General features: G+C 69.7%; 21 protein-coding genes. 10 read left to right on the top strand and 11 right to left on the bottom strand.

Annotation, left to right across the window (positions count from 1 at the left end; translation table 11 throughout):
• Positions 1 to 6 precede the first annotated feature (6 nt).
• On the top strand, positions 7 to 948 hold the full coding sequence (locus QM569_RS06600) for a hypothetical protein (RefSeq protein WP_414986431.1): 942 nt from the start codon (positions 7 to 9) through the stop codon (positions 946 to 948).
• 1 nt (position 949) lies between these two features.
• On the opposite strand, the gene QM569_RS06595 is transcribed toward QM569_RS06600, so the two are convergent.
• On the bottom strand, positions 950 to 2,260 hold the full coding sequence (locus tag QM569_RS06595) for a Glu/Leu/Phe/Val family dehydrogenase (protein ID WP_414986430.1): 1,311 nt from the start codon (positions 2,258 to 2,260) through the stop codon (positions 950 to 952).
• 165 nt (positions 2,261 to 2,425) lie between these two features.
• Positions 2,426 to 3,298: a PPK2 family polyphosphate kinase gene (locus QM569_RS06590; RefSeq protein ID WP_414986429.1), complete on the bottom strand. Its 873-nt coding sequence runs from the start codon at positions 3,296 to 3,298 to the stop codon at positions 2,426 to 2,428.
• 133 nt (positions 3,299 to 3,431) lie between these two features.
• Between QM569_RS06590 and QM569_RS06585 the strand changes: the two genes are divergently transcribed.
• Positions 3,432 to 3,881, top strand: coding sequence for a PACE efflux transporter (locus tag QM569_RS06585; RefSeq protein ID WP_414986428.1), 450 nt, complete (start codon positions 3,432 to 3,434; stop codon positions 3,879 to 3,881).
• A gap of 34 nt (positions 3,882 to 3,915) precedes the next feature.
• On the opposite strand, the gene QM569_RS06580 is transcribed toward QM569_RS06585, so the two are convergent.
• Complete coding sequence (locus QM569_RS06580; protein WP_414986427.1) at positions 3,916 to 4,506, bottom strand: Uma2 family endonuclease; 591 nt, start codon at positions 4,504 to 4,506, stop codon at positions 3,916 to 3,918.
• A gap of 138 nt (positions 4,507 to 4,644) precedes the next feature.
• Here QM569_RS06580 and QM569_RS06575 point away from each other — a divergent pair, with 138 nt between their 5' ends.
• Positions 4,645 to 5,130: a MarR family winged helix-turn-helix transcriptional regulator gene (locus QM569_RS06575; protein ID WP_414986426.1), complete on the top strand. Its 486-nt coding sequence runs from the start codon at positions 4,645 to 4,647 to the stop codon at positions 5,128 to 5,130.
• Here QM569_RS06575 and QM569_RS06570 read toward each other — a convergent pair.
• Both QM569_RS06570 and QM569_RS06565 read right to left on the bottom strand, forming a co-directional pair.
• Entirely contained in the window at positions 5,124 to 6,161 is a 1,038-nt protein-coding gene (locus tag QM569_RS06570; RefSeq protein WP_414986439.1) for an ATP-binding protein, read from the bottom strand. The genes QM569_RS06575 and QM569_RS06570 overlap by 7 nt on opposite strands.
• Positions 6,161 to 6,877 carry a response regulator gene (locus QM569_RS06565; RefSeq protein WP_414986425.1) on the bottom strand — a complete coding sequence of 239 codons (717 nt, stop codon included), beginning with the start codon at positions 6,875 to 6,877 and terminating at the stop codon, positions 6,161 to 6,163. Before QM569_RS06565 ends, QM569_RS06570 begins: the two co-directional genes overlap by 1 nt.
• Before the next feature lie 215 nt (positions 6,878 to 7,092).
• On the opposite strand from QM569_RS06565, the gene xopAW reads away from it, so the two are divergent.
• Positions 7,093 to 8,013 carry a XopAW family type III secretion system calcium-binding effector gene (xopAW, locus tag QM569_RS06560; RefSeq protein WP_414986424.1) on the top strand — a complete coding sequence of 307 codons (921 nt, stop codon included), beginning with the start codon at positions 7,093 to 7,095 and terminating at the stop codon, positions 8,011 to 8,013.
• A gap of 12 nt (positions 8,014 to 8,025) precedes the next feature.
• Here the strand turns inward: xopAW and QM569_RS06555 are convergent, their stop codons facing one another.
• Positions 8,026 to 8,889: an amidohydrolase family protein gene (locus QM569_RS06555; protein ID WP_414986423.1), complete on the bottom strand. Its 864-nt coding sequence runs from the start codon at positions 8,887 to 8,889 to the stop codon at positions 8,026 to 8,028.
• 82 nt (positions 8,890 to 8,971) lie between these two features.
• On the opposite strand from QM569_RS06555, the gene QM569_RS06550 reads away from it, so the two are divergent.
• The 5 genes from QM569_RS06550 to QM569_RS06530 all read left to right on the top strand — a co-directional run bounded on the left by QM569_RS06550 (position 8,972) and on the right by QM569_RS06530 (position 15,211).
• Positions 8,972 to 9,757, top strand: a complete 786-nt coding sequence (locus tag QM569_RS06550; protein ID WP_414986422.1) for a crotonase/enoyl-CoA hydratase family protein — start codon at positions 8,972 to 8,974, stop codon at positions 9,755 to 9,757.
• A 3-nt stretch (positions 9,758 to 9,760) separates the two neighbouring features.
• Positions 9,761 to 11,614, top strand: coding sequence for a feruloyl-CoA synthase (locus tag QM569_RS06545; RefSeq protein ID WP_414986421.1), 1,854 nt, complete (start codon positions 9,761 to 9,763; stop codon positions 11,612 to 11,614).
• Between the two features lie 16 nt (positions 11,615 to 11,630).
• Complete coding sequence (locus QM569_RS06540) at positions 11,631 to 12,395, top strand: SDR family NAD(P)-dependent oxidoreductase (protein ID WP_414986420.1); 765 nt, start codon at positions 11,631 to 11,633, stop codon at positions 12,393 to 12,395.
• 38 nt (positions 12,396 to 12,433) lie between these two features.
• A complete protein-coding gene (locus QM569_RS06535) occupies positions 12,434 to 13,426 on the top strand; it encodes a Bug family tripartite tricarboxylate transporter substrate binding protein (RefSeq protein ID WP_414986419.1) in 993 nt (330 codons plus the stop codon).
• 75 nt (positions 13,427 to 13,501) lie between these two features.
• The gene (locus QM569_RS06530; RefSeq protein WP_414986418.1) at positions 13,502 to 15,211 is read left to right on the top strand and encodes a tannase/feruloyl esterase family alpha/beta hydrolase; all 1,710 of its coding nucleotides are present in this window, start codon (positions 13,502 to 13,504) and stop codon (positions 15,209 to 15,211) included.
• Positions 15,212 to 15,280: 69 nt separating this feature from the next.
• Here the strand turns inward: QM569_RS06530 and QM569_RS06525 are convergent, their stop codons facing one another.
• From QM569_RS06525 to QM569_RS06510, 4 genes are read right to left on the bottom strand one after another with little or no spacing between them, the layout of a single operon-like run.
• Positions 15,281 to 16,021, bottom strand: coding sequence for an ABC transporter ATP-binding protein (locus tag QM569_RS06525; protein ID WP_414986417.1), 741 nt, complete (start codon positions 16,019 to 16,021; stop codon positions 15,281 to 15,283).
• Positions 16,018 to 16,779, bottom strand: a complete 762-nt coding sequence (locus QM569_RS06520; protein ID WP_414986416.1) for an ABC transporter ATP-binding protein — start codon at positions 16,777 to 16,779, stop codon at positions 16,018 to 16,020. Before QM569_RS06520 ends, QM569_RS06525 begins: the two co-directional genes overlap by 4 nt.
• Positions 16,776 to 18,671, bottom strand: coding sequence for an ABC transporter permease (locus tag QM569_RS06515; RefSeq protein WP_414986415.1), 1,896 nt, complete (start codon positions 18,669 to 18,671; stop codon positions 16,776 to 16,778). The genes QM569_RS06520 and QM569_RS06515 overlap by 4 nt, the downstream gene beginning before the upstream one ends.
• A 4-nt stretch (positions 18,672 to 18,675) precedes the next feature.
• The gene (locus QM569_RS06510; RefSeq protein WP_414986414.1) at positions 18,676 to 19,878 is read right to left on the bottom strand and encodes an ABC transporter substrate-binding protein; all 1,203 of its coding nucleotides are present in this window, start codon (positions 19,876 to 19,878) and stop codon (positions 18,676 to 18,678) included.
• Between the two features lie 178 nt (positions 19,879 to 20,056).
• Between QM569_RS06510 and QM569_RS06505 the strand changes: the two genes are divergently transcribed.
• Positions 20,057 to 20,830, top strand: a complete 774-nt coding sequence (locus QM569_RS06505; RefSeq protein ID WP_414986413.1) for a ferredoxin--NADP reductase — start codon at positions 20,057 to 20,059, stop codon at positions 20,828 to 20,830.
• Between the two features lie 19 nt (positions 20,831 to 20,849).
• Here QM569_RS06505 and QM569_RS06500 read toward each other — a convergent pair whose 3' ends face one another.
• On the bottom strand, positions 20,850 to 21,587 hold the full coding sequence (locus QM569_RS06500) for a glycine zipper 2TM domain-containing protein (protein WP_414986412.1): 738 nt from the start codon (positions 21,585 to 21,587) through the stop codon (positions 20,850 to 20,852).
• Between the last annotated feature and the right edge of the window lie 77 nt (positions 21,588 to 21,664).

Genomic DNA, 21,664 nt, shown 5'->3' with positions numbered 1-21,664 from the left:
TCCGCCATGGATTCGCTTCGCAGCCCCCTGTCGCTCCAACTGCCCGTCGCGCAGTTCCTGGCGCAAGCGGCCCTGCAGCGGCAGTCCAACCTGCTGGCGACGGCGGAGCAGGCATCTCCGCCCGCTGCGGTACCAGAGGCGCAGGCGCAGCCCCTTGCCGCAGACAAGGCCAGCATCTCGCCCCAGGCGCGCGAGCAGTTGGGCGCAGGCCCCGATCCCCGGGGCGCTGCCTCGGCGGCTGCCGCACCCATGGCCGCACCGGCTGCCGCGGCATGGCCCAGCAAGGGCGTTCCGGCGCCGCTGCTTCACATGGTGAGCGCCCTGGTCCAGCAGGTCACGGCAGGGGCCGCGCCCCAGCGCGTGGTCGCAGCGCAGCCCTGGCCGCTGGCGCTCGCGCAGGCGCTGGAAGGCGGCACGGCGGACGAGAACACGCCGCCCCTGCAGACCTGGCTGGTGCGCCAGGGCACGGCGCAAACGCCCGAGGGGCCGCGCGGCTTCGCGCTCACGCTGCGCGTGCCGGTGCCCTGGCTGGCCGCGCAGGCGCCTGCGGCGCCGTCAGCACCACAGGCCCAGGCCGCGCTGCGGCTGCCCTTCAGCGGCGCGGCGCAGTCCTTGCAATCGGGCGTGCTGGCGCTGGTGCTGCAGGGCGCGGACGGTACGCGCACCAGCGCGCTGCTGGTGCTGGACTTTCAGCCGCACCTGGCCGCCGCCGTGTATGGCCGCGAGATGCTGCAGCAGGCGCGCATGGACCCCTGGACGCAGATGGCCGTGCTGCAGGCCAGCGGCCAGGTGCCGCGCGACGAAGAAAAAGACCGGGCGCGCAACGGCGCGTCCGGTCTGTGTGAAACGCTGGGCTGCCCCTACGAGCGGCGCGCGGCGTGTGCGCAGCCGTTCTGCGCGGCGCTGCGCTGGGTGGAGCCGCTGGGGCCCACCGCGCCCCTGGCGTGAATCAGGGGTACAGCCCGCGCATTTCGCGGGCGTGCAGGATGCGCTGGCATGCCACGATGAACGTTGCGGTGCGCAAGGAAACCTTGTGCTCCTGCGCCACCTGCCACACGCCCGCAAACGCCTCTTGCATGATGCGCACCAGGCGGGCGTTGATCTCGTCCTCGCTCCAGAAGAAGCTGGAGAAGTCCTGCACCCACTCGAAGTAGCTCACCGTCACGCCGCCCGCGTTGGCGATCACGTCGGGCAGCACCAGCACGCCCTTGTCGTGCAGGATGTCGTCGGCCTCGGGCGTGGTCGGGCCGTTAGCGCCCTCGATCACCATCTTGGCCTTGATCTGGCCCGCGTTGGCCTGGGTGATCTGGCCTTCGAGCGCGGCGGGGATCAGGATCTCGCAGTCCACGCCCCAGAACTCGCCGGGGTTCATGGTGTCGGCGCCCGCGAAGCCGCCCACGCCGCCGTGCTGCTTGACGTGCGCCAGCAGCGCGGGCACATCCAGGCCCTTGGCGTTGTAGATGGTGCCGGTGTGGTCCTGCACCGCCACCACCTTGGCGCCTGCCTCGGCGAACAGCTTGCCCGCCGTGCCGCCCACGTTGCCAAAGCCCTGCACGGCCACGCGCGCGCCCTCGATGGCCAGGCCGGTCAGCCTGGCGGCCTCCACGCCCACGGTGAACACGCCGCGCCCCGTGGCTTCCACGCGGCCCAGCGAGCCGCCCAGGTCCACCGGCTTGCCGGTGACCACGCCGGTGGCGGTGGAGCCCACGTTCATCGAGTACGTGTCCATCATCCAGGCCATGATCTGGCCGTTGGTGTTCACGTCCGGCGCGGGGATGTCCTTGCTCGGGCCGATGATGATGCCGATCTCGCTGGTGTAGCGGCGCGTCAGGCGCTCCAGCTCGCCCGTCGAGAGCGTCTTGGGGTCCACGCGGATGCCGCCCTTGGCGCCGCCGTAGGGCACGTTCACGGCTGCGTTCTTGATGCTCATCCAGGCCGACAGGGCCATCACCTCGGACAGCGTCACGTCCTGGTGAAAGCGCACGCCGCCCTTGCCCGGGCCGCGCGAGGTGTTGTGCTGCACGCGGTAGCCCTCGAAGTGGGCGATGGTGCCGTTGTCCAGCTCGATGGGCACGTCCACGATCAGCGCGCGCTTGGGGCGCTTGAGCGTCTCCACCCAGCGGGCCAGGTGGCCCAGGTAGGGCGTGACGCGGTCCACCTGCTGCAGGTAGATGCCCCAGGGGCCGAGGTTGTCGGCCTGCAGGTACGAGGGCAGGGGGTGCGCCGTGCTGACGGCGGCGGAAACGGGCGAGGAGCTCATGCAGGATTCCTTGTGGGATCGGACAAGCTGCGAACTGTATGCCCGCGCCCCCGGGCTGTCCAAGGCCGGAGTGTTCAGGGGTTATGCGCGAAACGCATAATCCGAAAAATATCAAAAAAGATAGCTGCCTGTGCTTGCTGGATAAGCGCTGGAGGCCGATCTGGCTTAAACCACGGAGAAGTGCTTGAGCGCCGGGTCGCCCGGGGGGTAGCGCAGGTCCAGGCTCTGCAGCACCCCGCGCAGCACGGTGGCGATCATCAGGTTGCGGTGCGTTTTGGAGTCGGCGGGCACGATGGTCCACGGCGCCCAGGGCGTGTGCGTGGCGTTCAGCAGCGCGTCGTAGGCGCGGCGGTAGTCGGCCCACTGCTGGCGCACCTCGATGTCGCCCATGCTGAACTTCCAGTGCTTGGTCGGGTCGTCCAGGCGCTCCTGCAGGCGCTGGCGCTGCTCGTCGGCGCTGATGTGCAGCAAAAACTTCAGCACGATGGTCCCCGTCTCGGCCAGCATGCGCTCGAAGTCGTTGATGTGTACCAGGCGCTGGCGGTGCTGCCCGGGCGTGATCCAGCCGTTGACCACGGGCACCAGCACGTCCTCGTAGTGGCTGCGGTTGAAGACGGTGATGTCGCCGTCCTGCGGCACCTGCTGGTGGATGCGCCACAGGTAGTCGTGCGCGCGCTCGGCCTCGGTGGGCGCCTTCCAGCCCACGGCGTGTACGCCCAGGGCGCTCATGCGGCCGAACACGCCGCGGATGGTGCCGTCCTTGCCCGAGGTGTCGGTGCCCTGCAGCACCACCAGCAGCCTGTGGCGCCTGTCGGCGTAGAACAGGTTCTGCAGCGCGTCCAGCTCCTCGGCCAGCGCCTCGACGGCGGCCTTGTCCGCCGCCTTGCCCTTGCCCAGCGAAAAGGGCTTGGCGCCGGGGTCGATGGCGTCCAGCGTGAAGGGCTTCTTGCCCTGCGTGGCAGGCTGCCATTTCGCCCAGCGCCGGGCCAGGGCCTTGTCGCGGGGCGGGAAGCACGGTGTTCGGATGGCGTCGGGCATGGCTGCTCCTACTATGATTTTGGTAGCTGCTGGTGCTTGATGGACAAGCGCTGCAGGCCATTTTGACTCAATTTTCGTGTGGCAACCACCCCAGTCGGCACGGGGCTTCGCGCTTGCATACACTGGCCTTCCCATGACCGCACCCACTCCCGCCACCGGCCTGCAGGGCGCCAAGCGCCGCGTGCTCTTCGTCAGCCTGTACGAACTGATCGCCATCATCGTCTCCAGCCTGCTGTTCATGGCCGTGGGCCAGGGCGCGGGCGCGTCGGGTGCGATGGCCGTCGTCGCGTCGGCCATCGCCATCGTCTGGAACGTCACCTTCAACCACCTGTTCGAGCAGTGGGAGGCGCGCCAGAGCGTCAAGGGCCGCTCCATGCTGCGCCGCCTGGCGCACGCGGTGGGCTTCGAGGCCGGCATCGCCCTCACGCTGATCCCGCTCATGGCCTGGTGGTTCGGCGTGAGCCTGTGGCAAGCCACGGTGATGGAGGCGGGGCTGATGGTGTTCTTCTTTTTCTACACCTACCTGTTCAACTGGGGGTTCGACCGCGTGTTCGGGCTGCCCGCGTCGGCGCAACCTGCTTGAGATTTGATAGCTGCTGGCGCTTGCCTGGCAAGCGCTAGCGGCCAGTTTGTGCCGTATCGTCTTCGCCTTCCAGATCGGCAAACAGGTCGGCGGCGGGCAGCGTCAGCTCCACGCTCGCCAAGCCCACCGCCTGCCCGTCGCTGAACGGGTGCAGCACCCACAGGCCGTCCGCACCCTTGCGGTACACGTCGGCGCTGCGGCGGTCGATGTCCACCAGCACGTATTCGCGCAGGCTGGCAATCTGGCGGTAGTGGGCAAACTTGGCCCCCACGTCATAACTGGCCGTGCTGGGCGAAAGCACCTCGGCCACCAGCACGGGGGCGGACTTGGACAGGCGGCTGGCACGGTCGCCGCTGTCGCACGTGACCATCACGTCGGGGTAGAAGTAGGCGTTGGATGCCGCCACGTGCAGGCGCACGTCGCTCATGTAGGTGCTGCACGGGGTGCCGCGCAGATGCTGGCGCAGGGCGATGTACAGGTTGCCCGCAGTGGTCGTATGCCGGTCTTCCCCGCCCGCCATGGCAAACACTTCGCCGTCGATGTACTCGTGGCGGTCGGCCTGGGCCTGTTCCCATGCCAGGTAGTCAGCGGCAGTCAGGTAGGGCTGGGGCTGTGCGCGTGCCATGGCGGTTCTCCGGGTGCGATGTGCGCCCATTATCCGCGCCGCAGTCTTCTGCCACGAAGCCGCTCAAGTTTTTGTAGCTGCTTGTGCTTGCTGGATGGGCGCTGGAGATCAACTTGACCCGTAATGCACAATCACCCCATGTCCAGTGTCCGCGCCCGCAAAACCCCGCTGCAACCCCGTCCTGAGCCCGCCCCCGCCGTCGATGCGGTGGACACGCGCTACCTGCGCACGCTGGTGGGCTACAACACGCGCCGCGCCGCGTTGGCCATCATCGAGGTGTTCATGGAGCGCATGGCCGTCTATGGCCTGAAGGTGGTGGAGTTCTCGGTGCTGTCGCTGGTGGCGCACAACCCCGGCATCACCTCGCGCCAGCTCTGCGCCACGCTGGGCGTGCTGCCGCCCAACCTGGTGGGCCTGATCGCGCTGCTGGAGCGGCGCGGGCTGATCGAGCGCCGCCCCCACCCCAGCGATGGCCGCGCCATGGGCGTGCATCTGACAGCCCAGGGGGTGGAGCTGGCCGCGCAGGCCGAGCAGACTGCGGCGCAGCTGGAAGAGGACGCCACGGCGCGCCTGACGCCCGCCGAGCGCAAGACGCTGATCCGCCTCTTGCAGAAGATCTACTGAAGCCCCGCGCGCGCGCCGGTGCGCGGCAACACCAGCGTGGCGCACAGCCCGCCGCCCTCGGCGTTGCTCAGCCGCAGGCTGCCGCCGTGGCGCTCGGCGATGTCGCGGGCGATGGACAGCCCCAGGCCCACACCGCCGTGCGTGCGGTTGCGCGAGTTCTCGGCGCGGTAGAAGGGCTCGAACACCCGGTTCAGCTCGTCCTCGGGCAACCCCGGGCCGTGGTCGCGCACGGCGATGCACACGCGCGCGCCGTCGTCGGCCAGCGTGACTTCGGCGCTTCCGCCGTAGCGGAGGGCGTTGCCGACCAGGTTGGTTATGCAGCGGCGCAGCGCGCCCGCCTGCGCGGGCAGCGGTCGGGCCTGGCCCGCCACCTGCACGGCATGGCCGCAGTCGGCCTCGTCGTCGGCCAGGCTCTGCACCAGGGCCTGCACGTCCAGCGGCGCCATGGGCTCCCCGGCGGCGATGCCGCGCAAGTGGTCCAGGGTGGCGCCGATCATGGCGTCCATCTCCGCGATGTCGCGCGCGAAGCGGGCGCGTTCGGCGCCATCGGGCAGGGCTTCGGCGCGCAGGCGCAGGCGGGTCAGCGGCGTGCGCAGGTCGTGCGAGACGGCGGCCACGAAACGGTCGCGGTCCTGCAACTGGCGGCGGATGCGCGCCTGCATCTGGTTGAAGACCTGGCTGGCCTCGCGGCATTCGCGCGTGCCGTCCTCCGCCAGCGGCGGGTGGTCGATGTCGCTGCCCAGTTCGCGCGCCGCGGCAGCCAGGCGGTCCATGGGGCGGGCCAGCCAGCGCGCGGCCACCCAGGCCGCCAGCAGCAGCACCCCCACGCGCACGCCGATGTCCAGCAGCAGGCCCGCATGCAGCCCCGGTGGCGGTGCGGGGTGAGGCCCGCGCGCCGGGCGCAGCTCGAACAGCAGCGTCAGCGCCAGCACGTGGCTCACCAGCACGGCGGCGGCCAGCAGCAGCGCCAGACGCCCGAACAGCGTGTCCGGCAGGCAGCGCGCCAGGGCGCCGCGCAGGCATGCGGCCATCACGCCGGGCCTCCGGCGTAGCCCTGCACGCTCTGCGCGTTGAAGACGTAGCCCGCGCCGCGCACCGTCTTGATGAGAGCGGGCTCGCGCGGGTCGTCGCAGAGCTTGTGGCGCAGGCGCGAGACCAGCAGGTCGATGCTGCGCTCGAAGGCATCCATGGACCGGCCGCGCGCCTGTTCCATGAGCTGGTCGCGGCTGCACACGCGCCGGGGCATGCCCAGGAAGGTCCAGAGCAGGCGGAATTCGGCGTTCGACAGCGGCACCACCACGCCGCGCGGCGACACCAGGTGGCGCTCCAGGCGGTGCAGCGCCCAACCGTCGAAGTTCACCACCCCGGGCGGTGGCTCGACGCGCGCACCCAGGCGGCGCAGCACGCTCTGGATGCGTGCCACCAGCTCGCGCGGCTCGAACGGCTTGGCCATGTAGTCGTCGGCCCCCATCTCCAGGCCCAGCACGCAGTCGTAGGGGTTGGCGCGCGCGGTGAGCATGATGATGGGCATCTGGGTGTGCTGGCGCAGCTCGCGCGCGAGCGTGAGGCCGTCCGTGCCCGGAAGCATGATGTCCAGCACGATGAGGTCGATGGGGTGCGCCGCCAACTGCGCGCGCAGCGCCGGGCCATCGCCCGCTGCATGGGCTGTGAAGCCGAAGCGCGCAAGGTACTGGGTCAGCAGCGTGGTAATGTCTTCGTCGTCATCGACGACCAAGATGTGGGACATGCGCAGGTGGACAGGCCGCAAAGGTGCCAGTGTAGAAAGCACGCCTGCCGGGCCATGGCACGATTTGCGCTGGATTCGCCCGCCATTTCAGGGCCTTGGGCGGGCTTTTGTACCCGTTACGGTACAAACATGACAACACCGGTTTACGCGCGCCCCCAAGAATGGATTCCAGGCCGGGGCCGCAGGTTCTGGCCCTGGAACGAAAGGAAACCACCATGACGAGCATCGGCAGTATCGGCAGCGCCTGGTCCAGTGCCAGCCTGCAGCGCAGCACGCCGCAGCAGAGGCTGCTTTCCAAGCTGGACACCGACCAGAGCGGCGGCGTGGATGGCACGGAACTGCAGTCCATGATCGACGACGTGGCGCAAAAGACCGGCCAGAGCCTCGACGCGAGCGCCGAGGACCTGCTGGCGCAGTACGACGCCGACGGCGACGGCAGCCTGAGCGGCGACGAGCTGGACACCGCAGTCAAAGACCTGCTGCCGCCCCCGCCCACCACGATGGAGTTCGCCCAGTCGCGCGGCATGGCGGGCGACGACCTGTTCGGCAAGGTGGACAGCGACGGCGACGGCAGCGTCAGCCAGGACGAATTGCAGGCCCTGCTGGAAAAAATGTCCGACGGCACGGCGAGCGAGACGGGCACCAGCAGCGACGAGCTGTTCGCCCAGCTCGACACGGACGGCGACGGCCTGCTCTCGCAGGCCGAGTTCGATGCGGGGCGCCCGTCGCAGCAGCAGGGCCCGGACATGGCGGGCGGCATGCCGCCGCCCCCGCCCGAGGGTCCCGGCGGCGCGCAGCAGTCCAGCAGCGCGGCCACCTACGACCCGCTCGACACCAACGAGGACGGCACCGTCTCGCTGGCCGAGCGCCTGGCTGGCAGCACCAGCGCCGAGGAGGCGGCGCAGGCCCTGTTCTCGGCCATCGACACCGACGGCGACCGGCAACTGAGCAGCGCCGAGGCGCAGGTCTTCATCGACCAACTGACCGAAGCGGCCGCCCAGGCAGGCGTCGGCACAGAGGAGCAGGGCTCGGCGCTGAGCCTGGTGCAACTGGCCGAGCAGGCCCGGCGCGCGTACGAGGCGATTGCCGCCTCGGGCAGCGCGGCCAGCGCCAGCAGCGTGAGCGCGCTGGCCTGACCGGGTCCAGGGCTACTTCAGCCCGAGCAGCCGCACGGCATTGCCCTTGAGGATGCCGGGCATCACCTCGGGCTTGAAGCCCGCCTCCTGGAAGTCCTTCATCCAGCGTTCGGGCGTGATCAGCGGGTAGTCGCTGCCGAACAGGATGCGGTCCTTCAGCAGCGTGTTGGCGTACTGCACGAGCTGCTTCGGAAAGTACTTGGGGCTCCAGCCCGACAGGTCGATCCACACGTTGGGCTTGTGCGTGGCCACGGACAGCGCCTCGTCCTGCCACGGGAAGCTCGGGTGGGCCATCACGATCTGCATGTCCGGGAAGTCGATCGCCACGTCGTCCAGGTGCATGGGGTTGGAGTATTCGAGCCGCAGCCCGCCGCCACAGCGCATGCCGCTGCCGATGCCGCTGTGCCCGGTGTGGAAGATGGCCGGCAGCCCGTGCGCGTTGATCACCTCGTAGATCGGCCAGGCCATCTTGTCGTAGGGGTGGCAGCCCTGCACCGTGGGGTGGAACTTGAAACCCTTGACGCCTTCCTCCTGGATGAGCCGCTCGGCCTCGCGCGCGCCCATCTTGCCCTTGTGCGGGTCGATGCTGGCAAAGGCAATCATCATGTCGCTGTTCTCGCGCGCGGCCTGGGCGATCTCCTCGTTGGGGATGCGGCGGCGACCGAGCTTGGATTCGCTGTCCACGGTGAACATCACCAGGCCGATCTTCTGTTCGCGGTAGTAGGCCACCGTCTCCGCGATGGTGGGGCGGCGGCCGTTCTTGAAGTACTTGTCCGCCGCGCGGTCGTACTCCTCGCCGTAGTTGTCGAACGGGTTCCAGCAGCTCACCTCGGCGTGGGTGTGGATGTCGATGGCGATCAGGTTCTCGTGGTTCATGGCGTGTCTCCAGGTGCTCCAGGGTAATCCCTGATGATTTGGTTATTAACTATAACCACAATTCGGGCAACCAGGAAGCACCATGACCCATCCAGACATCCATTTCGAGCTGCGCGGCGACGCGCAGGAAGTCGCCGTGATCCGCCTCGTGCGCGGTGCCAAGCGCAACGCGCTGAACGACAGCCTCATCCTCGGGCTGCGCGATGTTTTCGAGAACCTGCCCAGCGGCGTGCGCGCCGCCGTGATCGACGGCGAGGGGCCGCACTTCTGCGCGGGCCTGGATCTGTCGGAGCTGAAGGAACGCGACGCGGGCCAGGGCCTGCACCACTCGCGCATGTGGCACGCCGCGCTGGAGCGCGTGCAGTTCGGCCCCGTGCCCGTCATCGCCGCACTGCACGGCGCCGTCGTGGGCGGCGGGCTGGAGCTGGCCGCTGCCTGCCACATCCGCGTGGCCGACGCATCGACCTTCTACGCGCTGCCCGAAGGCTCGCGCGGCATCTTCGTGGGCGGCGGCGGTGCGGTGCGCATCCCCCGGCTGATCGGCGCGGCGCGCATGACGGACATGATGCTCACGGGCCGCGTCTATAACGCGCAGGACGGCGAGCGCGCGGGCTTCGCGCAGTACCTCGTGCCCGAGGGCCAGGCGTTCGACAAGGCCCTGGAGCTGGCCGTGCGCGTGGCGCAGAACGCGCCGCTGACCAACTACGCGCTCATGCACGCGCTGCCGCGCATCGCGGAGCAGCCTGCGGACCAGGGCTTCTTCACCGAGGCCATGATGGCCGCCATCGCCCAGAGCGCACCCGAGGCGAAAACCCGCTTGCGCGACTTTCTCGAAGGCCGGGCTGCCAAGGTGCGCAAGGAGGACTGAGCCATGAACGCCCCCCGCTACCGCCCGATGACTTTCGGCGTTACCCGCGTCAAGCTGCGCGAGGGCGCGCCCGGCGTGCGCTACCTGGAGGCCGAGCGGCCCCTGGGCGCCTACGCCCGCCGCGTGACGGACTACCTCACGCACTGGGCCGAGGCCGCGCCCGAGCGCAGCTTTCTCGCCCGCCGCGCGCAGCTGCCCGGCGGCCAGACGGGGGACTGGCAGCACGTCAGCTACGGCCAGGCGCTGTCTGCCGCGCGTGCCATCGGCCAGGCGCTGCTGGAGCGGGGCCTGTCCGCCGAGCGGCCCGTGGCCATCCTCAGCGAGAACACGCTGGAACACGCGCTGCTGGCCCTGGGCTGCCTCTACGCAGGCGTGCCCTACTGCCCCATCTCACCCGCCTACGCCACGGTCAGCCAGGACTTCGACAAGCTGCGCCACGTGATGGACACCCTCACGCCCGGCCTCGTCTTCGCGGCCGACGGCGCGCGCTACGGCAAGGCCATCGCCGCCACCGTGGCGAAGGATGTGGAAGTCGTGCTGGCCCTGGGCGCGCTTGAAGACCGCGCCGCCACGCCCTTCCAGGCCCTGCGCGACACGCAGCCCACGCCCGCCATCGACGCCGCCATGCACGCCACCGGCCCTGGCACCATCGTCAAGTTCCTGTTCACCAGCGGCTCCACCAAGATGCCCAAGCCGGTGATCAACACGCAGCGCATGTGGTGCGCCAACCTGCAGCAGATCACGCTGTCGCTGCCCGCGCTGGCCGAGGCCCCGCCCGTGCTGGTGGACTGGCTGCCGTGGAACCACACCTTCGGCAGCAACCACAACTTCGGCCTGGTGCTGATGCACGGCGGCACGCTGTACATCGACGACGGCAAGCCCACGGCGGCGCTCATCGGCGAGACGCTGCGCAACCTGCGCGAGATCGCGCCCACCGTCTATTTCAACGTGCCCACGGGCTTCGAGATGATCGCCGAGGCGATGAAGACCGACGCCGCCCTGCGCGACAAGCTGCTCTCGCGCGTGCGGCTGTTCTTCTACTCCGGCGCTGGCCTGGCCCAGCCCGTGTGGGACAGCCTGCACGCCACGCAAGAGGCGGCGATTGGCGAGCGCATCGTCATGGCGACGGGCCTGGGCATGACGGAGTCCGCCCCCTCGGCCATGTTCGTCAACAGCGCCGACGTGCGCTCGGGCCACATCGGCGCGCCGGTGCCGGGCATGGTGCTCAAGCTCGTCGAGGTGGACGGCAAGACCGAAGTGCGCTACCGCGGCCCCAACGTCACGCCCGGCTACTGGCGCAGCGAGGCCGCCACGCGCGATGCGTTCGACGACGAGGGTTACCTGTGTACCGGCGACGCGGTGAAGTGGATCGACGAGAACGACATCCACCGGGGCCTGGCGTTCGACGGCCGCATTGCCGAGGACTTCAAGCTCGCCACCGGCACCTTCGTCAGCGTGGGGCCCATGCGCGCCAGGATCATCGTGGCGGGCGCGCCCTACATCCAGGACGTGGTGCTCACCGGCCTGAACCAGAAGGAAGTGGGCGCGCTGCTGTTCCCCGCGCCCGCCTGCCGCGAGGTGGCGGGCCTGGGGCCCGACGCACCGCTGGCCGACGTGGTGGCCCACCCGGCGGTGCGCCAGCGCATCGAGGCCGTGCTGAACGAACTGGCCCGCTCGGCCACCGGCAGCGCCAACCGCGTGGCGCGCGCGCTGCTGATGAGCGAGCCGCCCTCCATCGACAAGGGCGAGATCACCGACAAGGGCTCGGTCAACCAGCGCGCCGTGCTCAAGCACCGCGAGGCGTTGGTGGCGGCCCTGCACGACGGCACGGCGCCCGGCATTCTTCAACCCAGCTAATACCGGAGACACGCACATGCAAATCCAAGGACAAGCCGCCCTCGTCACCGGCGGCGCATCGGGCCTGGGCGAGGCCACGGCGCGCGCGCTGGCGCGCCTGGGCGCAAAAGTGGCCGTGCTCGACCGCAACGCCGAGCAGGCCGCGAAGGTGGCCGCCGACATTGGCGGCGTCGCCTGCGCCTGCGACATCACCGACCCGGCCAGCGTCACCGCCGCCCTCGCCCAGGCCGCCGCGGCGCACGGCCCGGCGCGCATCCTCATGAACGTGGCGGGCATCGGCAGTGCCCGCCGCATCGTGCAGCGCGACGGCAGCGCCGCGCCGCTGGAGGACTTCGTGCGCGTGGTCAACGTCAACCTGATCGGCGCCTACAACGTCAGCCGCCTGTTCGCGGCAGCGTGCAGCCAGTTGCCCGTGCTCGACAACGGCGAGCGCGGCGTGATGCTGTTCACGGCCTCGGTGGCCGCGTTCGACGGGCAGGTGGGCCAGCAGGCGTACAGCGCGTCCAAGGCGGGTCTGGCGGGCATGACGCTGCCCATGGCGCGCGACCTGGCGCAGCACGCCATCCGCGTCTGCACCATCGCGCCGGGCCTGTTCGCCACGCCGCTCCTGAAGGAGCTGCCCGAGCCCGTGCAGCAGTCGCTGGCCGCCAGCATCCCGTTCCCTCCGCGCCTGGGGCACCCCGACGAATTCGCCGATCTGGCCTGCCACATCGTCACCAACGGTCATCTCAATGGCGAGGTGATCCGTTTGGATGGTGCTCTGCGCATGGCACCGAGATAACCGCTTTCCCCCGTCCACAACCACCTGGAGACAACACCATGACCACCACCCGCCGCCACTTCATCCACACCCTGGGCAGCGCCGCCGCCCTGGGCGCGCTCTACCCCCTGTCCGCATCGGCCCAGCCGGTGGACCAGGTCAAGATCTACTTCGGCTTCCCTGCGGGCAGCTCCGGCGACACGGTGGCCCGCCGCGTGGGCGAGCGGCTCGGCGGCACGGCCTACACCAAGAACGCGGGCGTGGTCGAGAACAAGCCCGGCGCGGGCGGGCGCATTGCGCTGGAGACGCTCAAGGCGTCGCCCGCCGACGGCTCGGTGCTGGCGCTGGCGCAGGTGTCCGCGCTGGCGAACTACCCGCACATCTACAGCAAGATGAACTACACCGACAAGGACTTCGCGCCCGTGTCGATCGGGGCCATCATGCACCACGGCCTGGCCGTGGGCCCCATGGTGCCCGCCAGCGTGAAGACGGTGAAGGACTTCCTGGCCTGGGCCAAGGCCAACCCCAAGGATGCGAGCTACGGCTCGCCCGGCGCGGGCTCCACGCCACACTTCCTGGGCGCGCTGCTGGGCATCAACAGCGGCGTGGAGCTGCGCCACGTGCCCTACCGCGGCTCCATCCCCGGCGTGACGGACGTGGTGGGCGGGCAGGTGGCCGCCATGGTCACGCCGCACGGCGACTTCATCGCCAACTACAAGGCGGGCAAGCTGCGCATCCTGGCCACGTCCGGCCCCAAGCGCTCCATCTACGTGCCCGACGTGCCCACCTTCGCCGAACAGGGCTTCCCCGAGCTGACCACCGAAGAATGGTTCGGCTTCTACGCACCCGCCGCCACGCCCAAGCCGGTGATCGCGGCGGCCAACGCGGCCATCAACGCCGCGCTGAAGGAGAAGTCCGTGATCGACAGCCTGGCCATCGTGGGCCTGATGCCGCACGGCTCCACGCCCGAGGAGATGGCGCGCTGGCAAAAGGCCGAGTACGACGCCTGGGGGCCGCTCATCAAGAAGATCGGCTTTACCGCAGAGTCTTGAGCCAAATTGGCCGCTAGCGCTTATCCAGCAAGCGCTAGCAGCTATATAAATAATAGCAAAACAGGAGACAACACCATGAAAGACAGAAAACACACCGCGCTGGCGATGGCCCTGCCCGCCGCGCTGCTGATCGGCTGCGGCGGCAGTTCCGAACCCGCCCTGCCGCAACTGGCGGCGGCCACGCCGGGCACGCTGAAATCGTGCAGCGAGCTGGCGGCGCAGATCAGCTTTCCCAACACCACCATCACGGCGGCCACGCCCATTGCGGCGGGCACGCTGACGGTGGCGGGCGCGCCCGTGCGCGCGCACTGCCAGGTGACGGGCGAGATGTACGCGCGCACCAGCGCGGTGGACGGCCAGCGCTACGCCATCGGCTTCGAGATGCGGCTGCCCAACGACTGGAATGGCCGCTTCTTCTACCAGGCCAACGGCGGCATCGACGGCAATGTGCTGCCCGCCGTGGGCAGCGTGAGTGCGGGCGCGGGGCTGGACAACGCGCTGAACATGGGCTTTGCCGTCATCAGCTCGGACGCCGGGCACACGGCCAGCGTGGGTCCCTACTTCGGCATCGACCCGCAGGCGCGGCTGGACTACGGCTACCAGGCCGTGGCCAAGCTCACGCCCATGGCCAAGAGCGCCATCCAGACCGCCTACGGCAAGGCGCCGGACCGCTCGTACTTCGGCGGCTGCTCCAACGGCGGGCGCCACACCATGGTGGCCGCCGCGCGCTATGCGGACCAGTACGACGGCTTCCTGGTGGGCAACCCCGGCTTCAACCTGCCCAAGGCGGCCATCGCCAGCATCGCGGGCGGGCAGATCTATGCCTCCCTGGCCAGCACGGCGGGCGACCTGTCCACCGGCTTCACCCTGGCCGAGCGCCAGCTCGTCTCCAGCGCCGTGCTCGCCAAGTGCGACGCGCTCGACGGCGCCGCCGACGGGCTGATCCAGGACACGGCCGCCTGCCAGGCCGCCTTCAGCCTGGACCGCGACGTGCCCACCTGCAGCGGCGAGCGCGACGGCACCTGCCTGTCGGCCGCGCAGAAGACCGGCATCGCCAAGATCTTCAGCGGCCCCACTACCAGCAGCGGCAGCAAGATTTACGCGAGCTTCCCCTACGACGCGGGCCTGGCCGGCGGTGGCAGCAACGCCTACGGCTACGGCTTCTGGGAGTTCACCGCGCCGCTGGTGATGGACTCGGGCGGCGTGGGCCTGATCTGGTCGGCCCCGCCCGAGGACCCCGCCACCTTCAACGGCCCTGTGTTCGCGCTCACCGGCAACGTGGACACCATGCTCGCCAAGGTCAACGCCACCACGGCGCTGTACACCGAAAGCGGCATGCAGCTCATGACCCCGCCCGACCCGAGCAACCTGTCCACGCTGAAGGGCCGGGGCGCGAAGATGATGGTCTTCCACGGCACCAGCGACCCCATCTTCTCCAGCGACGACACCACCGCCTGGTACGACGCGCTGCGCAAGGCCAATGGCGGCGACGCGGCCAACTTCGCGCGCTTCTACCGCGTGCCCGGCATGAACCACTGCTCCGGCGGCCCCGCCACCGACCAGTTCGACATGCTGACCCCGCTGGTGAACTGGGTGGAAAAGGGCCAGGCCCCCGACACCGTGACCGCCAGCGTGCGCGGCACGGGCAATGCGGCGGGCGTCAACGCCGACCTGCCCGCCACCTGGTCCGCCACGCGCAGCCGCCCGCTGTGCCCCTACCCGCAGGTGGCGCGCTACAACGGCACGGGCAGCCTGGAGAGCGCCAGCAGCTTCAGTTGCAAGTAAAGACGCTCCGGTTTTGATAGCTGCTGGCGCTTGCTACATAAGCGCTGGCGGCCATTTTGGCTTGTATTTTCAGCCCACGCCCAGATGGGTGCGCCGCACGTCCTCGTCGGCTGCCAGCGCGGCCATCGCGCCCTGGTAGCGGATCTGGCCCTGCTCCAGCACGTAGGCGCGGTCGGACACCAGTTCGGCAAAGCGCAGGTTCTGCTCGGACAGCAGAATGCTCACGCCCTGCGCCTTCAGCTCTGCGATGGTCTGCGCCATCTGCTCCACGATGACGGGCGCCACGCCCTCGGACGGCTCGTCCAGCAGCACCAGGTATGGGTTGCCCATGAGCGTGCGCGCCACGGTCAGCATCTGCTGCTCGCCGCCGCTCATGCGCCCGCCGGGGCGCTGCGGCATCTCGCCCAGGTTGGGGAACAGCGTGAACAAACGCTCGGGCGTCCACACCGGCGCGGGCGCGCCGCCGGGCCAGTGGCGCGGGGGCTGGCGGCCCACGTCCAGGTTCTCCAGCACCGTCAGATCAGTGAACACGCGCCGGTCCTCGGGCACGTAGCCCAGGCCCAGGCGGGCGATGGCGTGCGGGTCGGTGCGGGCGATGTCGCGGCCCATGAAGTCGATGCGGCCCCGGCGGCGCGGCACCAGGCCCATCAGCGCCTTGAGCGTGGTGGACTTGCCCGCGCCGTTGCGCCCCATCAGCGCCACGACCTCGCCGCGCCGCACTTCCAGGTCGATGCCGTGCAGGATCTGCGCGGCGCCGTACCAGGCTTGCAGTCCTTCGGCGCGCAGCAGCACGTCGGCGTTCGTCGTCATGGCGCGGCCTCGAAGGTCTTGCCGGTGCCGAAATAGACGGCCTGCACCTGCGGGTCGTCGCGCAGCGCCTGCGGCGGGCCTTCGGCAATCAGCTTGCCGCGCGCCAGCACGATCATGCGGTCGGCGTGGGCGAACACCACGTCCATGCTGTGCTCGGTGAACAGCGCGGCCATGCGGCGCTCGGCCACCAGGCGGCGGGCCAGCGCCATCAGCTCGTTGCGCTCGCGCGGGGCCATGCCCGCGGTGGGCTCGTCCATCAGCAGCAGCCGGGGGGCGTGGGCCAGGGCGATGGCCAGCTCCACGCGCTTCACGTCGCCATAGGCCAGCACGCCGCAGGGGCGGTCGGCCTGCGCCTGCATGCCCACTTGCGCCAGCAGTTCCAGGGCCTCGCCGCGCCGGTGGTGCGCGGCCCGGCGCCACAGCGCAAACACGCGGCGGTCGCGGGCGATGAGCGCCATCTGCACGTTCTCCGCCACGGTCAGCGAGGCAAAGGTCTCGGCGATCTGGAAGGTGCGGCCCACGCCCAGGCGCCAGATGGCGCGCGGCGTGCGGCCTGCCAGCTCCTGGCCGCCCAACTGGATGGAGCCCGCGTCGGGCTTCAGTTGCCCGCCCACCATGTTGAACACCGTCGTCTTGCCCGCGCCGTTGGGGCCGATGAGCGCCAGCATCTCGCCCGCCGCGAGCGTGAAGCCCACGCCATCGACGGCCTTCACGCCGCCGAAGGATTTGGACAGGTCAGTCACTTGCAAAAGGCTCATGCCCGCGCCCCCCGCCAGCGGGCCACCAGCTGCCCCACGCCGCCCGCGATGCCCTGCGGGAACAGCAGCACCAGCAGCAGGATGATGCCGCCCAGCAGCGCGCGCCAGTAGTCCGTGCCGCGCGCCACGGTGTCGTGCAGCCAGGTGAACACCGCCGCGCCCACCACCGGCCCGGCCAGGGTCTGCACACCGCCCAGCAGCACCATCACCAGGCCGTCCACCGACTTGCCCACGGCCAGCGCCTCGGGCGAGATGCTGCCCTTGGAGAACGCGAACAGCGCGCCCGCCAGCCCCGCGAACGTGCCCGCGATGGCGAAGGCGGCCCACTGCACGCGCCGCGCGTCGATGCCGATGGCGTCGGCGCGCAGGGCCGAGTCGCGCACCGCGCGCAGCGCGTAGCCGAAGGGCGAAAACAGCATGCGGCGCAGCAGCAGCACACCCGCCGCCGCCAGCGCCAGCGTCAACCAGTAGTACGCGCGCTTGTCCGCCAGCCACTCGGCGGGCCACACGCCGGTCAGGCCGTTGCTGCCGCCCGTGAAGCCGTCCCACTGGTAGCAGATGGCCCAGGTAATCTGCGCGAAGGCGAGGGTAAGCATCGCCAGATAGACGCCCGACAGCCGCACGCAGAACCAGCCGTACAGCAGCGCGCCCGCGCCCGCCGCCAGCGGCGCGAGCAGCAGGGCCAGCTCCATCGGCACATCCGCCGCGCGCGCCAGCAGCGCCGCCGCATACGCCCCCAGGCCGAAGTACGCCGCATGGCCGAACGAGTGCATGCCCCCCGGCCCCATGATGAAGTGCAGGCTGGCCGCGAACAGCACGGCCACCAGCAGGTCGATCATCAGCACCGTGAGGTAGGGCGCGCCTGCCGCCAGCCAGGGCAGCACCGCCAGCGCGGCCAGCAGCACGGCGGCGCCCGCCTTGTACGCGGGCGGCGCGGCGCGCAATGGCGCCTCGGCCATGCCGGTGCCGCGCGCCACGGCCTGCGGCTTGCCCAGCAGCCCCCAGGGCCGCGCCACCAGCACCACGGCCATCACCAAAAATTCGACCACCAGCGTGAGCTGCGAGAAGGACACGTCGTGCCCGAACACCTGCACCACGCCCAGCCAGATGCACACGGCCTTGACCTGCGCGATCAGCAGCGCGGCCAGGTACGCGCCCGGGATGGAGCCCATGCCGCCCACCACGACCACCACGAAGGCGGCGCCGATGGTGTTCAGGTCCATCTCCAGCGTGGCGGGCTCGCGCGGCAGCTGTAGCGCGCCGCCCAGGCCCGCCAGCAGCGCGCCCAGCGCGAACACCGCCGTGAACAGCCACGCCTGGTTCACCCCCAGGGCGGCGGCCATCTCGCGGTCTTGCGTGGCGGCGCGCACCAGCGTGCCCCAGCGCGTGCGCGTGAGCAGCAGCCACACCAGGCCCAGCACCACCGGCCCCACGGCGATGAGGAACAGGTCATAGGTCGGGAACTGGCGGCCCAGGATGGCGACCGAGCCCGACAGGCCCGGCGCGCGCGGACCCAGCAGCTCCTCGGGGCCCCAGAGCCACAGGGCCGCGTCCTTGATGACGAGCACCAGCGCGAAGGTGGCGAGCAGCTGGAACAGCTCGGGCGCCTTGTAGATGCGGCGCAGCAGCAGCACCTCGACCACGGCGCCCAGCACGCCCACCGCCAGCGCGGCGAGCAGCAGGGCGGGCCAGAAGCTCCATTCGCCCCAGTCGCCCAGCCGCTCGGCCAGCGAGTAGGCGGCGTAGATGCCCACCATGAAGAACGAGCCGTGCGCAAAGTTGACGATGCGCGTGACGCCGAAGATCAGCGACAGCCCCGCGCCGACGAGGAACAGCGACGAGGCGCCCGCCAGCCCGTTGAGCAGCTGGACGATGAAGCCCGAGGCATCCATTGCATTAGTCAGCAGGGCGCAGCTTCTTCACTTCCTCGGCGGACGGCAGCACCGCCGCGCCGTCCACGTAGCGGTAGTCCACCATCACGCCCTTGCCGCCCTGGTTCCTGGTGCGGCCCACGTAGCCGCCCATGGTGGACTGGTGGTCCTCGGCGCGGTAGGTGATGGTGCCGAAGGGCGTGGGTACCTGCAGGCCCTGGAAGGCGGCCACGAGCGCTTCCGCATCGGTGGAGCCGGCCTTCTTCAGCCCCTCGGCCAGCGAGCGGATGGTGCTGTAGCCCACCACCGAGCCCAGGCGCGGGTTTTCCTTGAACTTGCGCTGGTACGCGGTCTGGAAGGCTTTGTGCTCCGGCGTGCGGATGCCGTACCAGGGGTAGCCGGTGACGATCCAGCCATTGGGCGCCTCGTTTTTCAGCGGGTCCAGGTATTCGGGCTCGCCCGTCAGCAGGCTCACCACCTCGCGGCCCTTGAACAGGCCGCGCGTGTTGCCCTCGCGCACCAGGCGCGACAGGTCGGCGGCGAACAGCACGTTGAAGATGGCGTCGGGCTGGGCATCGGCCAGCGCCTGCACCACGCTGCCCGCGTCCACCTTGCCCAGCGGCGGCGCTTGTTCGGCAACGAACTCCACGTCCGGCTGCGCGGCCTTGAGCTGCTGCTTGAACGTGGCGGCGGCGGACTGGCCGTATTCGTAGTTGGGATAGACCAGCGCCCAGCGCTTCTTTTTCAGCGCGGCGGCCTCGGGCACCAGCATGGACACCTGCATGTAGGTGGAAGGCCGCAGGCGGTAGGTGTAGCGGTTGCCGTTCTGCCAGACGATCTTGTCGGTCAGCGGCTCGCCCGCCAGAAAGAAGAACTTGCGCTGCTTGGCGAAGTCCGCCAGCGCCAGCCCGACGTGCGACAGGTAGGCGCCCGCGAGCACGTCCACCTTCTCGCGCGAGACCAGTTCTTCCGCCGCGCGCACCGCGTCGCCAGGGTTGCCGTTGTCGTCGCGGATGACGAGCTGGAGCTTCTTGCCCAGCACGCCGCCTGCGGCGTTGACCTCGTCCACCGCCAGGGTCATGCCCTTCTTGTAGGGCTCCAGGAAGGCGGGCTGCGCCTTGTAGCTGTTGATCTCGCCGATCTTGATGGCGGCGCTCTGGGCGTGCGCCGAAACGCCCCAGCACAGGGCCAATGCGGCGGCGACAACGGTGGTACGAGATGAAGTCATGGAGGGCATTCCTTGTCCGATATCAGTTCAGGGCGACAGCACTGTACCCGCAACGCGCGTTTATCCGACAATTGGCGGCAAAAGTCTCCGGGGCGCCGCTTTTTCAGCTTATGCCCATGGCGAATAAAAAAACGATGAAACTTCGCTTCATCCATCAATCCACCCTGGCCAACCATCCATGAGCGCATTTCTCGAAGAGCGAGTTCTCTCGGTACACCACTGGACCGACCGTCTTTTTTCCTTCACCACCACGCGCGACCCGGCGCTGCGCTTCTCCAACGGCCACTTCACCATGATCGGCCTGAAGGTGGACGGCAAGCCCCTGCTGCGCGCCTACTCGATCGCCAGCCCGAACTGGGAGGAGCACCTGGAGTTCCTGTCCATCAAGGTGCCGGACGGCCCGCTGACCTCGCGCCTGCAGAACATCCAGGTGGGCGACACCATCGTCGTCGGCAAGAAGCCCACGGGCACGCTGCTCATCGACTACCTGCTGCCCGGCAAGAACCTGTACCTGATCGGCACCGGCACGGGCCTGGCGCCGTGGCTGTCCATCGTGCGCGACCCCGAGACCTACGAGCGCTTCGAGAAGGTCATCGTGGTCCACGGCGTGCGCGAGGTGAAGGAGCTGGCCTACCAGGCGCTGTTCGAGAAGGACTTGCCCCAACACGAGCTGCTGGGCGAGATCGTGCAGGGCAAGCTCATCTACTACCCCACGGTGACGCGCGAGCCCTTCCGCAACCAGGGCCGCATCACCGACCTGATCAACGACGGCACCTTCCCTGCCAACATCGGCCTGCCGCCGCTCGATCCGCTCACCGACCGCGTGATGCTCTGCGGCAGCCCGGCGATGCTGGCCGACCTCAAGCACATGCTGGAAAAGCGCGACTTCGAGGAAGGCAACACCAGCACGCCCGGCGACTTCGTGGTCGAGCGCGCCTTCGTCGAGAAGTAAGCAAGTCAGAAGGGACGAATTACCCGGCCACGCGCACCGCGCCTGGCTGTGGCGCCCCGGCGGGCATGCCCTCGTCCACGCGGAAGCCCTTGCCCTGCAGCACCACGGGCGTGCCCACCGCCGTGGGCTGCGCGCGCGTGAAGTGGCGCACCGAGCCGTCGTCCATGCGCACCGCGATCTGATAGACCGTGTGCGTGCGCGTGCGCTCCTCCACCTTGTGGCCCACGTAGCCGCCGCCCACGGCGCCCAGCACCGTGGCAGCGGCCCGGCCAGAGCCCTTGCCCACCTGGTTGCCCACCACGGCACCCAGCACCCCGCCAGCCACCGCACCCACGCCCGTGGCAGGCGCGGCTTGCTGAATGGCCTGCACCGACTCCACGCGGCCGCAGGTGGCGCACACGGGCGCTGGCGCGGCGGTGCGCAGCGCGGGCGGGGCCTCTGCCGGGTATTGCGGGTGTTGCGCGGGCGCCTGGTTTGCTATCCTGTTGATAGCTGCTGGTGCTTGATGGGAAAGCGCTGGAGCCTTGTTTGACTGTGAATTCTTGACATCCTCGGGTGCCGGTGTTGCCACCGCCGCCGTTGTGGTTTCGGTTGCGGAACTGCCCTTGTTCTGCACCACCAGGGTCGTTCCCAGCGCCACCACGCACACACCCAAGGCGCCCACCGTCACCCACAGCCACTTGAGCGGCGGGACCGATGCGGCAGGCGCGGAGGGCAGGGCGGGGTTGCTGGAAGGTGAAACTGCGGTGTTGTTCATGGTCTTTCTCCGAAAAGGCCCGGGCGGTTCCGGGCGGCGGTGACAGCGTACCCGCCAGCGCCAGCCACCCGCGCTGA

Origin of the sequence: Acidovorax sp. (assembly GCF_047607405.1) — a bacterium.
Classification (GTDB): domain Bacteria; phylum Pseudomonadota; class Gammaproteobacteria; order Burkholderiales; family Burkholderiaceae_C; genus Acidovorax.
The sequence above is the reverse complement of the archived record's forward strand: the minus strand, read 5'-3'. Positions and strand labels throughout refer to the sequence as shown.

Bases quoted from the DNA above. Each gene is read 5' to 3' on its own strand.
- QM569_RS06600 (WP_414986431.1), top strand. From the start codon at position 7: ATGGATTCGCTTCGCAGCCCCCTGTCGCTCCAACTGCCCGTCGCGCAG.
- QM569_RS06595 (WP_414986430.1), bottom strand. From the start codon at position 2,260: ATGAGCTCCTCGCCCGTTTCCGCCGCCGTCAGCACGGCGCACCCCCTG.
- QM569_RS06590 (WP_414986429.1), bottom strand. From the start codon at position 3,298: ATGCCCGACGCCATCCGAACACCGTGCTTCCCGCCCCGCGACAAGGCC.
- QM569_RS06585 (WP_414986428.1), top strand. From the start codon at position 3,432: ATGACCGCACCCACTCCCGCCACCGGCCTGCAGGGCGCCAAGCGCCGC.
- QM569_RS06580 (WP_414986427.1), bottom strand. From the start codon at position 4,506: ATGGCACGCGCACAGCCCCAGCCCTACCTGACTGCCGCTGACTACCTG.
- QM569_RS06575 (WP_414986426.1), top strand. From the start codon at position 4,645: ATGTCCAGTGTCCGCGCCCGCAAAACCCCGCTGCAACCCCGTCCTGAG.
- QM569_RS06570 (WP_414986439.1), bottom strand. From the start codon at position 6,161: ATGGCCGCATGCCTGCGCGGCGCCCTGGCGCGCTGCCTGCCGGACACG.
- QM569_RS06565 (WP_414986425.1), bottom strand. From the start codon at position 6,877: ATGTCCCACATCTTGGTCGTCGATGACGACGAAGACATTACCACGCTG.
- xopAW (WP_414986424.1), top strand. From the start codon at position 7,093: ATGACGAGCATCGGCAGTATCGGCAGCGCCTGGTCCAGTGCCAGCCTG.
- QM569_RS06555 (WP_414986423.1), bottom strand. From the start codon at position 8,889: ATGAACCACGAGAACCTGATCGCCATCGACATCCACACCCACGCCGAG.
- QM569_RS06550 (WP_414986422.1), top strand. From the start codon at position 8,972: ATGACCCATCCAGACATCCATTTCGAGCTGCGCGGCGACGCGCAGGAA.
- QM569_RS06545 (WP_414986421.1), top strand. From the start codon at position 9,761: ATGAACGCCCCCCGCTACCGCCCGATGACTTTCGGCGTTACCCGCGTC.
- QM569_RS06540 (WP_414986420.1), top strand. From the start codon at position 11,631: ATGCAAATCCAAGGACAAGCCGCCCTCGTCACCGGCGGCGCATCGGGC.
- QM569_RS06535 (WP_414986419.1), top strand. From the start codon at position 12,434: ATGACCACCACCCGCCGCCACTTCATCCACACCCTGGGCAGCGCCGCC.
- QM569_RS06530 (WP_414986418.1), top strand. From the start codon at position 13,502: ATGAAAGACAGAAAACACACCGCGCTGGCGATGGCCCTGCCCGCCGCG.
- QM569_RS06525 (WP_414986417.1), bottom strand. From the start codon at position 16,021: ATGACGACGAACGCCGACGTGCTGCTGCGCGCCGAAGGACTGCAAGCC.
- QM569_RS06520 (WP_414986416.1), bottom strand. From the start codon at position 16,779: ATGAGCCTTTTGCAAGTGACTGACCTGTCCAAATCCTTCGGCGGCGTG.
- QM569_RS06515 (WP_414986415.1), bottom strand. From the start codon at position 18,671: ATGGATGCCTCGGGCTTCATCGTCCAGCTGCTCAACGGGCTGGCGGGC.
- QM569_RS06510 (WP_414986414.1), bottom strand. From the start codon at position 19,878: ATGACTTCATCTCGTACCACCGTTGTCGCCGCCGCATTGGCCCTGTGC.
- QM569_RS06505 (WP_414986413.1), top strand. From the start codon at position 20,057: ATGAGCGCATTTCTCGAAGAGCGAGTTCTCTCGGTACACCACTGGACC.
- QM569_RS06500 (WP_414986412.1), bottom strand. From the start codon at position 21,587: ATGAACAACACCGCAGTTTCACCTTCCAGCAACCCCGCCCTGCCCTCC.